Here is a 13599-nt window from a genome sequence, read left to right as displayed (position 1 = left end):
CCGGGGCCGCGTTTCGGCAAGTCGGCTCATGCAGGGTTTGTGACGTATGGGTCCACGCCGCGCGCCTCTTCCCTCTTGTCATTCCGAGTCCGCCCCAGGCGGACGAGGAATCTGGCTTAAACCTCTCGCGCCGTGCGCGGAACACCATATTCGCGCCTGGCCCCATGTCTCTGTAGCGCTTGCTCTCCGCCGACACACCTGTCGGCACTCCGGGCGTCCCCCAGCGCTTGCTCGGGATGCCGCATCTTATGGCGCAGCCGCCCTCGTCTGCGATTCAGTAGAGCAGCGCTCGCCAGCGCGGCGCGGATAACCGAATCACATCCAGGCAAATCCGCAAACCACGGCCAACTCGCACCCGCTCAACAACTTACTTCCCCAATGCCCAACTTCTTTGCGATCTTGAGGAATAGAGGGACCTGGAGCGTGCCCTCAAATTGGGGCGGTAGCATCCATCTCGATTTCGAAAAGCAGGTCGTCGCGACAGATGTCGTTGTTTGTGATTAGGAAAGGCAGCTCCCCCATGCCCCGCGACGCCAGGTACGCCTTAAGGCGAGGAGCATCCTCACGTTTTTTGAAATACGCAATCGCTCGCGTAGTGTCATCCCACGTCATGTCACGCGATTCGAGGATAGCGGACACGACGTCGAACGTGAGCGCGATTTGGGCATCGATGTCACCGATGTGCGTGCTCTTGCCGTCGGGCGCGATACTGGCCGTGCCTGAAACAAACAAGCGCCTGATGCGTTCCGTGCTCAGCTCGACGGCCCGGCTGAACGAACTCCCGTATTGCGGCGCCGGGCATTGCAGCGGCGAATTGACCATAGTTGAGATGGTCTCGCACTGCGGCGCTTTCGCGGCGAGGAGGCCCGCCGTCAGTGCCGCGCCTGCGATGTTGTGTCCCCCGATGCATGTACTCGCGGGCACGATGCCGTCAAATACCTTGTACTTGCGGAAAAATGCCGTGCGTACGGCGTTGAAGTCATCGTACCAATCGAGCATGCGGTAGTTGTAGAACCACGTCCGGATGACGTTATAGAAATCCATCCCAAGCGTGGTGAGGGCCGCGGACATCAACTCGAGGATTTCTTTTGTCTGGTCACCGCGCGAGGCGGAAGGATCCCGTGTAAGAAGACCTCCGAGGCGGCAGTACCGAATGCCGTCGATGTCGTACGTGCTGCCCACGGGGCGATCGTCGACAACGACCGGATCGACGGTCGTGCCCGTGACGGCGTAGAGATGGAGTCCACGCAGTGGTTCAGGATTGTCGCAGCCTTCCTCCACCCATGTAGTGGGAATGGTCGAGGATTGCAGCGATTCGACAAGGTGCGGCGCTTTCTTTCCCGAGATTCCAAAGACATCCGCCGAGACCACGCTTGCGCCGAGGGCCCGGACTGTGGCGGCGGCTTTTTCGAACACCTTCTCATCGGACTCCCCGTTACAGGGAATGGCAAGAACAAACATGTCGCTGCATGTATCGTACGAGGAGGCCGCCACCTGGACCCCCTTGTGTTCCTCGTGGTGAACTGGCACTACAGATTCGCGGTCACACTGACTCATCTCGACTCCCAAACACGGCCTCGGCGGACCGCGGAAATTCTTGCGTTATAGGGAAAGGATATAGGCTGCCAACTCGCTCAATTCGGTTTCGGTCAGGCCCTGAGTAGCACCGTGTTTGCCGTCAGGATTGAATTTTGTGAGTACCTCAAGCATGGTCGCGGCGCGGCCATCGCTCAGGTACGGAGCCGTGCGCCACACTTCATTGAGGCTCGGCGTGTCGAAGGGCTTGCCTTCGTCCATGCCTTTCCCCGTTCCAACTTCATACTCCTTCAAATCGGTGTACAGAACGCCGGCATGGCAGGTGTTGCACGCTGCTTTGGTGAAGATGTCCTTGCCACGTTGCGCCGCCGAGCTGAGTTCGCCGTTCTCCAGCAGCGGGCTCGGGACCGGTTTGAGCGACTTCAGATAGAGGTCGATCTTGACGGCATCTTCCTCGGGGCGCACGGCGAACTGGATGAACTTCATCCCAGAGCGCACTGCCTGCTCGGCGGTTTCACGAACGCCGCGGCTCATGACGGGAGGCGTGCTGTGCGTGAAGAGCATGTTTTTGGTGTTCTTGGGATTGCCAATTCCGTCATTCAGCAAGTCCCAGTTGAGGCCGTCTGCACGAGCATCGGGGTGACAACTCGCGCAGCTTTGCCAATGCTGAAAGCACATGCGCGCATCGTTAAAAAGCATCTCGCCCTGGCGTTGCGGCGTGGTCTCCGCGCCTTGCGACAAAGCGATGCTCTTTGTCGATGGCGCCGGGTCTTTGGCTATATCGACGATTTCGACGGTATCCGAGAAGTACTCGGCCGTTACGGCGGAGTGCCCGAGCACGAGCAGGGCACGTGGACCAAGGCCGTCCAGACTTAACCTGCGCCTCATTCCGGTCAAGAAGGACAGGTCATTGGGCACGTCGGCGGGCGTAGTCGAAACTTCGCTGACATGTTCGCCAGCGGCCACTTTGTCCAGTTTCGTGTGCAGGGCCGCGCGATCGATAACGCTGATTTCGTGTGTTCCCGCGTGCGCCACGCAAACGTACTTCCCGTCTGCTGAACAGGCCACACCCCATGGATTGGCCGCGCCCAACTCCACGTCGTCCAGCAGCACGGTGTTGACGGCGGCGCCGGAAGCCGCGTCGAGAATGGTCAATGCATTGGTGTTCATCCAACCGCGTTCAAGCTGCGTGGTCGGCAATTGATAACGCGCAAGGATGTGAGCGACATAGACATACTTGCCATCCGCGGAAACGCAGATTCCACGGACGCCAGAACTTCCGTTGGGAAGTAAGGTAGTAGCGCGAACTTGATTGGAGGCCGTGTCGATTACCGTTACTGCTGCGGCAATAAAATCGCCATCGGCAGGCCCCGCAGGAAGCAGATTGGCGACGAACAGCGATTTGCCGTCCGGGGTGATGACCGCAGCGGACGGTTCCCGCACGGCCCGTACACGGGCAATCTCCTTCCCCTCTGCGATATTGAGAACCGAGACATCGTTGTTGTACCGATTGCAGACATACAAGGTCTTACCATCGGGGCTAATCACGGGCGCACCCGGGGTGTGTCCCACCGCGATCGCGTTAAGAATCTCGCTGTTGGCGATCTTGACGCACAAGACCTTTCCGGCAGGCGTCCCGTTCGTGACATAGAGCACAGTGCCATCCTGCGACAGGGCCAATCCGGAGGGTGATTCCGGCAATGCGATCTTACCAGCGACTGTTCCTTTCGCGAGATTCAGCACGGCGATCGTGTTGCTGTTGCATTCTGCGACATACACGTGTTCGGCGCTGGCGTCGGCAACGAGAGCGATTGGAGCGCTGAATGCCTCAGCTTCAGAGCGGGTTGCCCCCATCAGCGATGTCAGGGCCAAAGCGAACGCCATGAAGAGATGGCATTCCATTTTCCGAATTCTATTCATAATCATTTATCTGCCTACCTCTTCAGGGTTCACGTTTTGCGGTCTTGGTTGTGTTGGATACTGGAATGATCACGCGGAATCCGACATTGTGCACGGGACGCCATGCCTCGTACGCCAATCGGAACGATGAACTGGCTCTAAAGGGCCTGTCAATCCACGACCCGCCTCGTACGACCTTCTTCGCGGAAAGATCGGCATCCTCCCTCCCATCCGCCGCCGCGTAGGGATACGGCTTATACGTGGACGAAGTCCATTCAGCCACATTGCCGTGCATGTCGTACAAGCCCCAGGCATTGGGTTGGTACGCCGCCACGCCAGTCACGATGCGGCATCCGTCGTTAAAGCGGCTGTCTTTCGGAAGGAAGTCTTCGTAGGGAGAAGGATTCTGAATGGGTTGCGGGTTGATGCCGGCCACTGCCAACAAACGGATGGCCGCATCGGCCAGGTTCGCGCACGTGGAGAAATCCGCGTCCATCGTGCCATACCAGAACGGCGTTTCCGCGCCCGCGCGGCATGCCCATTCCCATTGAGCTTCGGTGGGCAAGGTACACGGTTCGCCTACGCGGCCCGCGATCCAGTTGCAGAATGTCCGCGCCTCCTCCCACGTCACGCGGATGACAGGGAAGTTGGGATCTTGCGTCGGATAACCGGGGGTAGTGTGGTCTTTGTTGTGTTGGTCGACGACGCCGTTGTCGTGAGCGGGATTGAACTGATGGAACTGGGCGTTCGTAACCTCGGTGACGCCCATCCAGAACGGAGTGTCAATCTTGACGACGGTGCGCGGCATTTCATCGGCGCTGCCGTTTTCACTCCCCATCACGAACTCGCCGGCTGGAATCAGGGCTAATTCCATGTTCACCCCGTTGCCGAGGGCGATCATGCGTCTGCCTTGGCCGCCTGTCGAGGCCTGCAAGGCCTTTGCCGTGGCTGTGTCAAACGGCCACCCATTGCACGCGAGACCATCGGGCTGTGCCGGCGTCGAAGCCGCCGGCATAACGGCGGGACCCAAGTCTTGAGGCATCTCCGGGATAACCTCAGGATCCTCAGGACGTCCCGCGAATTGAGTCCTCATTTCAAGCCGGCGCTGATGGAAGTTGCCGGGGATCGTCGCCTGCTCCGACCAAGTGCCGTGGTCGGGTACATTCAGGTCGATCCACGTATAGAGCCGTTGCCATGCATCAGCGTCCAGTTTCACACCGTGGTGACCCTTTTCCAGCATCTGTATAAGCTCGCTGGTACTTGCGTGGAATTCGGTGGGCGTAGGCATGTGATAGTCGCTCTCGGGTCCGGGTCTGCGCACGTAGGGATGCAACGCAAGATACGACGGAGTGAAATTGCTCCAGCCATTCTTCTCTTTGCGAGAGAGATCCGGTATCGCCTTGCCGTCCGAGCGCTCTGTTCCGTTGTGGCACCCGACACAGTACTTGTCGAGCATGGGCTGTACATCGCGCTTGAAACTGAACCCGCGCGCGGGACCGTTCCACGGCGCGATGGCATCGGGAGCGCGACGCGATGCCAAGGTCGGCGAGGCCGGCGGCGTCATGTTCTGCTGTTCGTGGCAACCGATGCACGAAACAGCTTCGCCGGGCATTCCTACAAACCAGCTCCGCATTACCTGCAGCGCGCGGCCTTCGGCGTCCAGAGGCTGAAGCGCGATAGGTATATTGGCAGGTACGGTGAAGTACGCGGAACCATCGTCGTATACGGGGACAGTTCCCAGAATACGATGAACATCCCATGGGCCTTCAACGCCGATATTAATGTGACCGCCCATCTGGGGATAGGTGTAGTAAATCTCGAAGAGACGCATGCTCTTGACGGTGCCGCGGGGGACTCCCTTCAGGCCTTGTCCCTTGTAGACGTCGGCGACATACACCGTTGCATCGGATTGTTCCGGTTTCACGCGATCGGGAATGACCGGGGGACGCGGTGTCGCACGGAAAGGTACGGGCTCGAAAAGCGAAAAGCCGGGCAGCGTCTTGAGCGGAATCATATTGTTGAAAATGTCAACGAGATAGATGCTCCAAGGCGATTCTGGATTGATCTTGCATGACACGAGGAAGTATTTGTCGCTCAGCGGATACGGGTGCAGGAATTTCGGCCAAACCTCGTCGACCAGCGTATCCATGATTTTCGGTTCGACCTTTTCGCCGTAACCGGGAATTCGCTGAACGACGCCGCTGCTCTCGAAACGGCTCTTGCCAGGATCGATAACTACCAACTCGCCCATGCGCGGAACACCGTGGTGCCCCGACACGATCGCAACTACCGCGGAAGGGCTTCCGGGGATGGGGCGCGCATAGAAGATGGAGTTGGGCCAGTACGAATTGCTGCCGTAGTAAGCGACTTGATTCGTGCCGTCCGGGTTCATGTGGAAGAGGAGCCGGCTGAAGTAGTGTGGCGTATCCGAGTACTCCCAACGGCTATACATTAAGCGTCCGTTGTTCAGAACGGTAGGACACCAATTGTGGTCTTGGTCGAAGCAAAGCTGGCGGATGTTTTGGCCGTCCTGATCCATGCGGCACAGGTTTGCGACGGTGTTGCTTCCGCCGACGCACGGTACGCCTTGGAAGCAGCGCGTGGATGCGAACATGATGCGCTCATCGGGCAGGTAACAGGCGTCGTAGTTATCGACGTCGGGTTCGACGCCGGGCGTCACTTGACGGAGGTTCGTTCCGTCGGCGCCCATTTCCCAGATCTGCCAGCGCCCATTGCTGCCGGGCATGGAGAAGAGCATCTTGTTCGCATCGAAGTGGAGATCGATGTCGCCGACAAATGCACCAGCCTCGGGCTTGTACAAGGTCTTCAATTCGCCGTCGGGCCGTAAGGGCGACAGAGTGGCAATTTCGTTGTCATAACCACGAGAGGAAATTGCACAGTTGCCTTGCCAGTTCTGCGGCAACCCCAGGCTGTTCTCCGCACGTTTGACGATCAACATCTGGTCGAAGTCGAGGAGCGGATTATCCAACAAGACTTCACGCTGAAACGCTACAATCTCTTCTACCGTCTGACGCGCGCGGTCCGGGTCGCTGACCATGGTAGTCAGCAGTTCGGCCATGCCTTCGTCATAGGCTTTAATCCGTTCCAGGTACGAGGCGGACTTGGTGTATTTCGAGGGATATTCCTGTGCCAGGAACTCTACGCTGCGGCGCATGGCGGCCAAGTCGATTGGCTTCAAGATCGCGGCGGCATCCCGAATCTTACATGCCTTCAAATACAAGTCCAGCCAACGCGAATCGTCTATTGAGGCGCCCCCTTTGTCCAGCGTCTCCAATTCGGCCAGCAGCGGGTCCTTGAGTTTGTCAGTGCCGCGGGCAACTGTCGTGATGGTTCGCTTGTACTCGCCCGGAATGTCAGACCCGTTGAATAGCTTTACGTAGCTGTGACGTGGCAAGTCGCGTTGAATCCAAGCGAACTCACTGGGGAAATCTGCGGCGATCCGTTTCCAGATTGAGTAAGCCGGATCGTTCGACAGCGTGAAATAGTAAGAATAGCCTCCGCCAATGTTGTAAACCTTCATGAGGAGGGCATTCTCGCCGGCGTTCAAGGCAAGCGAAACTTTGTCCTCCTCGGGATTTGTGGCGCGAGCGACTTCATTGGAGTGTACTTTAGCGCCGTTGAGCCATAGCTCTACGCCGTCGTCGCTGCCGATTCCTGCGACGACCGACAAGGCTTTCGGTGACGTGATGGTGCGATAGAGATACGTCGCGCTGGAGCTGCCATCGGAACGCAGGTCGTGGATTTTGCCATCGGCCCACAAGTCCATGTCGCACTGGGTCCAAAGCGGTTGACCTTCCGGGCTCTTCGCTCCGAGGTCGATTCCCTGCTCCGGAAAGAACGAATCGCTGAAGGCACTGGCCTTTAGCGGAGCGGTTATGTACCAAGGCCCAAGTACAGGGGCCCCGTCTTTAGGCTGGCTCTTCTTCCATGCATCGTATTTCGCGTGCGTCTGAAGCACCGTGGCCTGGAAGGTCGGGCCCTTTTCGTAGAGTTGATCGGCGATTTCTTCCTGTCCGAATGCACAGAACGTAACACACACTGCGGCCAAAGCAACCATGGTTACGTTTCGTAACTTGCGGGTCTGCATAGAATTCCCCCCGGATCGAACGTCCCTATTCTTGGTCGTGCCCGCCGTGGAGGTGGGACTCCCTCCACGGCGGCGAATTCACAGCTAGAATTTAACTTGTGGATGGCTGAACCGCAGACCGGCGCCATCGTGATAGGTCGCGTACTCCGTGACAATAGCGCCTTCGGGCGCGTACATCCAATGCCATTGTTCTGGACCTGCCAACATGCCCACTTCTCCGGGCATGAGTTTCTTCTCCGTGCGGGCAACGGCGCAGTCTTTGTGAGACGAGGGAATGCGGGCCTCCACGCCGGGAGTCGGAGTCCCTTCTCCGTAGATGTAGATCCAGCCGTAGCGAGGTTGCCAACCCTCCAGCTTTGGTCCCGCGTCAGTGGTCTTCACATGCTTGTGCTCCGGAATCATCTGTCCCGGAAGCAAATAGATCTCGTGCCCGAAATAGTTGTGTTCCTTGTTGTTCATCCAGAAGATGCCGGCCATGCCGACCTCGGTGAACTTGCCCAAGCCAAAATCGATCGCCCAGAACTCCTCTGTCTTCAAACGGTCGTAGATGGGATAGTTGAAGTGCCGCATCATCTCGTAGTAGGCCTCTTTGGCCGCGGCAACGTTGAACTTTCCGTCGGTGTAGAAGTCTTCATTTCGAAGCGGTTTCATACTTCCTGCTTTCTGTTCCGCGGCGCCGGCGATGCCTGCAATACCTGTGCTTGCCACGCCCGCGACGAGACCGCCGAGGACCGTACGTCTGCTGATATCCATCTCTATAGGCTCCTTTCCGTGCATTGCGCCGTTGCCTACTTACCTTTGAGGTCGTTGTAGAGTGCGAAAGCTTGCTCGGGTTTTTCCAGCTTGTGAACCACTGCGCCCACGGCTTGCGCCATGGCCGAAGGGTCTTCCGCCCCGAAGATGTTTCGTCCCATGTCGACGCCCAGAGCACCTTGGTCGACGGCCTTGAAGGCCATCTTAAGCGCGTCGAGTTCGGGGAGCTTCTTGCCGCCCGCGATGACGATGGGCACCGGGCATCCCGCCACGACTTCGTCGAACCCGGGCTCGCAGAAGTACGTCTTCACGAAGTGTGCGCCGAGTTCCGCAATTACGCGGCAGGCCAATCCGAGGTAACGCGAATCGCGAACCATCTCTTTGCCCACAGCCGTGACGCCGAGCGTGGGAAGTCCGTACCGATTACCTTCATTGATAAGGTAGGAAAGATTGGCCAGAGTCTCCTTCTCGTACTCCGCGCCGATACAGACCTGTGTGGTAATGGCGGCGGCATTCAGCGCCAATGCCTCTTCTACCGTTACGCCGATGACTTCGTTGCTGAGTTCTTTCAATACGGTGGCGCCGGTGCTGCAACGCATGACGACCGGTTTGCGCACCTCGGGGCCGACGCAGGCGCGCAGAGCACCCCTTGCGCACATGAGGCAATCCACGTAGGGGATTAGCGGGGGAACGACCAGATCGATCCGCTCAAGACCCGTCGTCGGTCCCATGATGTAGCCGTGGTCGAAGGCAAGCATAACGGTGCGGCCGGTCTTCGGGTTGAAGATTTGCGAAAGGCGATTCTTCATTCCCCAATACAGGTGCGCGGAACCTTTCAAAAAGAACCCGGGCGTTTCCATGGGGACATCGACTGCGTAGCTCTTTTCCTCGGCGGCATTGGCCGGTTGTGCTTCAGGCATTGCTTTCTACTCCTTTCAAGAATCCGCGAAAGATGAGCGACACCGAGGTCGCGCCGGGATCTTGTGTTCCTATGCTTTGTTCTTTGATGTTCTTTGCCCTACCGAAACGGGCCTGCATCTCTTTCGTCGAAGCCGCTCCCTGTGCGGCGCCATCCGCGGCGGCACGCAAGGCATCGGTCACGCCGGACCCGGCCTCCACCGCCGCGCGCAACGCTTCTACTGCGGGGACGAGCGCATCGATCATGGTCTTGTCCCCCACTTTCGCCTTCGTCTGTGCCTGGACACCGGCGAGACCCGCAGCAAACGCCGCGAGCAATGCAGGGGCATCGAGTGACGCGCTGTCGCTCAGCCCTTCTCCCGTGGACATGAAGAAGGTCCCAAGCAAGGGGCCCGTTGCGCCTCCGTCGACGCCCATAATTGCCCAGCCGACGTCATTCAGCAAAGTCTTGACGTCGTGCGACGCGCAGGAGTCCACGGCCTGTTCCAGGTGGGTCATGGCGCGAAGCATCGTCGTGCCGTGATCGCCGTCGCCGCCCACGGAATCCAGCTTCGACAGCATTTCGTGGTTGTCGCGAATCTGCGACACGGCGCCGCGAAGCATTCGGACCATTTCCTCGTATCCGATCGTCGAAATCATCATCGTCGCTCCCGTGCTCGATTTACCGGACGACTAGCGCGGGTGCGTTGCAGGGTGCATCCCACAGGGCCTTGAGTTCGTCGTCAAGCCGCGCAACGCACATCTGAAAACCGCCCATCTCCTGCACGGTCAGGAATTCGCCTACCAACGCGCGCGCCAGCGTGACGCCCTTCTCGTCGAGGATCTGTTTCACGCGGCGCAGGACCAAGTACATCTCCATGAGCGTCGTTGCGCCGACACCGTTCAGCATCACCAGCACTTCTTCTCCGGCGACGATCTTAAGATCGTCCAAGAGGGTCGGAAGCATAATGTCGGCCGTCTCATCGGCGGTCCTTAGGCTTTGCGTGCCGCCGCCTGCTTCGCCGTGCTGCCCCATGCCGACGACCATCATGCCATCGGGGACTTCGGCGATAACGTCGCCTGTGCTCGGATGCGTCGCGCCGGAAACGGCAACCGCGAGGGTCGCCGAGTTGCGCTCCATCTTCTCGGCGATGGCGAGGCACTCGTCCAACGAGCGGCCCTGTTCCGCCGCCGCGCCCGCGACCTTAATCACGAGTAGGCAACCGACTAAGCCGCGGCGTTCATCGGGGTTTTCACGAGGTCCGCCCGAAATGTCTTCGTGCGTGAGGATCTGCTTGACGTTGAGGCCTTCCTTCTTCGCCATGCCCATCGCGATGTTCGCCGACATGACGTCACCCGCGTGGTTCAACACCACAAACAAGACGCCCGCATCGCGATTCGCGGCGCGCAAGGCCTCCATCACACGGGGCGGGCCAGGCGCGGCAAAAATCTCGCCGGGTACGCTGATGTCGAGCATGCCGTCGCCCACGAATCCGCTGAGCGCCGGTTCATGACCGCTGCCGCCCATGGTGACCACCGCGACCTTATTGGCAGGCTTCGGATTCTTCCGCACGACCAGATTGCTGCCCGTCAATTGAACCTTGCTCTGATTCGCCAGAACAAAGCCATCAAGCAACTCCGGTACGAGGTTTTCCGGAGCGTTCACAAACTTCTTCATAGCCATGAGTATCCCCCCTTGACTCCCTAATTCCTCTAACCAGGAAACGCAGCCAGCGATCCTAGCGGTTTTCCATCAACTCGATAATCGCGGCCCCGTCCTTGATGAACGCGCAACGCAGCTTGTCCGTCGCGTCGAACGGAGGGATGATCACGTTCTGTCCCTCAAGCGCCTTATCCAGCGACGGCACGATGAACGCGGCATGCGGTTGCGAGCACACGTCTTTTGGCATTGGGCTGTCGGCATCGAAGCGCAGAAACTCCACCCGGTACGGATGCGCTTCGGGATTGGTCACATAGACCTTTGCCCCATCGATATACGTTTCGCCGTCGCTCTTAACGTTCGTCGGCACGCCAAAATGGTGAAATTGAGCGGATGCCATGGAATTGCCCCCTTACTGGTGAAAAACGATTCATCTCGCGCGGCACAGTCCACCCCCGGACCCATACCGCCCACTGGATTATACACATTTCAGGTCCGGAACCCGAATGTCACCCAAGTGACAAGAAGACGAGAATGGGGTCGTTTGGTCTGATGTCAGATCCTGGCGACATTCCCCTTTGCCTTGAAGTCAGAAAACGCAAAGACAAAGCCGTAAGTCCATTCTTTAACAGGGATACCCAGGATGCACATGATGGGAGTTGAATGAGGTGGCTCTCAGTCTTTCCTAACGCGAACGAAGCTTCGCGACACAAACTGGAGACCGGTCGTGTACGTGGTCCGCCGCGGCGGATCATGAGACCACGCCACCGCGTCGTGAGGACTTGGATATCTTCACTGTCGCTTCTCCATTTTCTTCTTGGTGTCTTGGTGTCTTGGTGGTAACTCTCCCGGAATTCTCGGCACGTCCGGTCCCACGCCCGCCTTAATCACGTGTAGTAGACGACTTAAAGAGAAAAGGCCTGCCGCTTGCGGGCATGCATGCCAAACGCCTTCTTGGCATTTTGACATGTACCTATCATGGATGTCCCTATATTCCAGCGGGACTGAATGGCAGCGGTCACGGAACGCAGGTTACCGCTTTTCTTGATGCTCAATACTTTGCATGCGTGCGATTGGATTTTGAGGGAGTCACGCTTCGGCTAAATAAGGCTGAGTCGATTGGCAATGAGTTTAGCGCATGTGTTCACTGAACATTTGCTTTCGTGGCCTCATCGAGACGTCTTTGTAGGCTCTTGGCAATCACTGTTGTATTGGGTCCTACTTTTCCCAAAACATCTCTTTCTAGCCAACTACGAATGATGGTTTCATTCTTTATGAGCACGTCGGCGTCACAACGTCTGAGGATATCCATCGTGTTGATCAGTCTGACGTTGATACCGTATTCAGTTTCTGCTTGTACTTTGCCATCGCACGCCTTGATAAGCCTTTCAACAAAACCGGGGAATTCTTGCCAGCTTCGAAGTTCAACAGAGGCAGTTAATCTGTCGGGGGAATGTTCGATAGCATCAAGCAGCTCCGAGAAGTGAGCTTCATCGGTCAGAGTTAGTTTGGTTTCCTCTGGAAGCTTAGAATCCGCAATTCCCTGTCGAACGCCTTCAGCAGCAGCCGGACTTATTTCCGATACACTCTTAACGAACGACTCCGCCGCGGCCGGATTCTCATTGATCGTGGTTGCTGTTAGATTGGCTACAACAACATCATCTTTTTCCGCTAGTGCCACCATCAATCGGAGAAGTGGTGAATTCTCCATTGTCAAACCCATTGCCTCTGCAGCGGCCCGGAGCTTGTCGACTGTCTCAGGACTAATCTTCTTATCGTACGACCAATCTATGGCATTGTACAGGCGCTGGTCAGAAAGCTCCGCCTGCTTTGCTGAGAAGGAAAAGTAGGTGCCAGCACCGGCCGCCACCGCCGCAATTAGTGCAGTCAAGACTGGAACGACTAGCTTCGTCAGTTCCAGGAACCAATCCTTGTACTGCAATTTGTCCAATTTGCGGTCGATGCTCTCCAGCTTCGTCGTGCAAGCGGGTTCTTGCGTTGGCGTATCGCTCATACTTTTTCCTCGTCTTTATTGTTATTCCCAACTCTTTCGACAGTCACAATTAGCATTAGAGTGGATTCCTCGGAACGCACGCGCGATCCACTGGGGAGTAACAGAGGGACTACTTCTACCCCCTTCTTTTCCGCTGTTCGGCGATTTCCGCTACCTGCCGCGCTGGCCCGGTTTGAGGCTGCGGCTAAGGAGGGCTTCCAGCCGCGTGAGGAATGCGGGCGCGCCCCACGGTCTGCCCATGTGAGTTTGTCGCCGGATACGGGTGACGTCATGTTCGTCGTCCTCGTTGCGAAGCCATAGGATCCAGTCGTCAGCAACGGCCCTGGCGGGAGTCTCATTCGACAGTACCGGATCCGTTCGCAGGCCGCAATGGGTCACCGCGCACGATTTCAAGGACTTGGTAGACGTGTCATTCGTTCACCGTGACACCAAGATCGGATGCGTGACATTGTTGGTATAGTAACGCAACATTTTACGTCGCGCAATCCATAATGCTAGGCGATCGTGAATCGATCGCCTCGAAGTCTACTGAGTGTCCTGTCGAAGCCAGATCCTTCGTCCGCTTCCGGCGGAGTCCTCCTCGCTGTGGCGCGGTCTCCCGACCGCGCCACTCTTACGACCGCAGGTCTCCATCACGTGCCCGTCCGTGTAGGTCCGTGGCCCCCCTCGCAGTGCAACGAACTCGCGCATATCCCCTCGCTGTGGCGCGGTCTCCCGACCGCGCCACTCTTA

The 13599-nt window shown here is 57.8% G+C and carries 9 protein-coding genes; all 9 read right to left on the bottom strand.

The features are described 5' to 3' along the window. Nucleotides 1-429: 429 nt before the first annotated feature. Nucleotides 430-1557, bottom strand: a complete 1128-nt coding sequence (locus tag K1Y02_20055; GenBank protein ID MBX7258666.1) for a hypothetical protein — start codon at nt 1555-1557, stop codon at nt 430-432. A gap of 45 nt (nt 1558-1602) precedes the next feature. Next, nucleotides 1603-3456, bottom strand: coding sequence for a cell surface protein (locus tag K1Y02_20050; protein MBX7258665.1), 1854 nt, complete (start codon nt 3454-3456; stop codon nt 1603-1605). A gap of 22 nt (nt 3457-3478) precedes the next feature. Beyond that, nucleotides 3479-7543, bottom strand: a complete 4065-nt coding sequence (locus tag K1Y02_20045; protein MBX7258664.1) for an SUMF1/EgtB/PvdO family nonheme iron enzyme — start codon at nt 7541-7543, stop codon at nt 3479-3481. A gap of 84 nt (nt 7544-7627) precedes the next feature. Further along, the gene (locus tag K1Y02_20040) at nt 7628-8194 is read right to left on the bottom strand and encodes a hypothetical protein (protein ID MBX7258663.1); all 567 of its coding nucleotides are present in this window, start codon (nt 8192-8194) and stop codon (nt 7628-7630) included. A gap of 137 nt (nt 8195-8331) precedes the next feature. Beyond that, the gene (gene lsrF / locus K1Y02_20035) at nt 8332-9216 is read right to left on the bottom strand and encodes a 3-hydroxy-5-phosphonooxypentane-2,4-dione thiolase (protein ID MBX7258662.1); all 885 of its coding nucleotides are present in this window, start codon (nt 9214-9216) and stop codon (nt 8332-8334) included. Further along, nucleotides 9209-9856: a dihydroxyacetone kinase subunit L gene (dhaL, locus tag K1Y02_20030; protein ID MBX7258661.1), complete on the bottom strand. Its 648-nt coding sequence runs from the start codon at nt 9854-9856 to the stop codon at nt 9209-9211. The genes lsrF and dhaL overlap by 8 nt, the downstream gene beginning before the upstream one ends. Nucleotides 9857-9875: 19 nt before the next feature. Next, the gene (locus K1Y02_20025; protein ID MBX7258660.1) at nt 9876-10877 is read right to left on the bottom strand and encodes a dihydroxyacetone kinase subunit DhaK; all 1002 of its coding nucleotides are present in this window, start codon (nt 10875-10877) and stop codon (nt 9876-9878) included. A gap of 55 nt (nt 10878-10932) precedes the next feature. Then, nucleotides 10933-11253: a hypothetical protein gene (locus K1Y02_20020; GenBank protein ID MBX7258659.1), complete on the bottom strand. Its 321-nt coding sequence runs from the start codon at nt 11251-11253 to the stop codon at nt 10933-10935. 744 nt (nt 11254-11997) lie between these two features. Beyond that, nucleotides 11998-12867, bottom strand: coding sequence for a hypothetical protein (locus K1Y02_20015; protein MBX7258658.1), 870 nt, complete (start codon nt 12865-12867; stop codon nt 11998-12000). Between the last annotated feature and the right edge of the window lie 732 nt (nt 12868-13599).

This window comes from Candidatus Hydrogenedentota bacterium, assembly GCA_019695095.1.
Lineage (GTDB): Bacteria > Hydrogenedentota > Hydrogenedentia > Hydrogenedentales > SLHB01 > JAIBAQ01.
The sequence above is the reverse complement of the archived record's forward strand: the minus strand, read 5'-3'. Positions and strand labels throughout refer to the sequence as shown.

Bases quoted from the DNA above. Each gene is read 5' to 3' on its own strand.
- K1Y02_20055 (MBX7258666.1), bottom strand. From the start codon at position 1,557: ATGAGTCAGTGTGACCGCGAATCTGTAGTGCCAGTTCACCACGAGGAA.
- K1Y02_20050 (MBX7258665.1), bottom strand. From the start codon at position 3,456: ATGAATAGAATTCGGAAAATGGAATGCCATCTCTTCATGGCGTTCGCT.
- K1Y02_20045 (MBX7258664.1), bottom strand. From the start codon at position 7,543: ATGCAGACCCGCAAGTTACGAAACGTAACCATGGTTGCTTTGGCCGCA.
- K1Y02_20040 (MBX7258663.1), bottom strand. From the start codon at position 8,194: ATGAAACCGCTTCGAAATGAAGACTTCTACACCGACGGAAAGTTCAAC.
- lsrF (MBX7258662.1), bottom strand. From the start codon at position 9,216: ATGCCTGAAGCACAACCGGCCAATGCCGCCGAGGAAAAGAGCTACGCA.
- dhaL (MBX7258661.1), bottom strand. From the start codon at position 9,856: ATGATGATTTCGACGATCGGATACGAGGAAATGGTCCGAATGCTTCGC.
- K1Y02_20025 (MBX7258660.1), bottom strand. From the start codon at position 10,877: ATGGCTATGAAGAAGTTTGTGAACGCTCCGGAAAACCTCGTACCGGAG.
- K1Y02_20020 (MBX7258659.1), bottom strand. From the start codon at position 11,253: ATGGCATCCGCTCAATTTCACCATTTTGGCGTGCCGACGAACGTTAAG.
- K1Y02_20015 (MBX7258658.1), bottom strand. From the start codon at position 12,867: ATGAGCGATACGCCAACGCAAGAACCCGCTTGCACGACGAAGCTGGAG.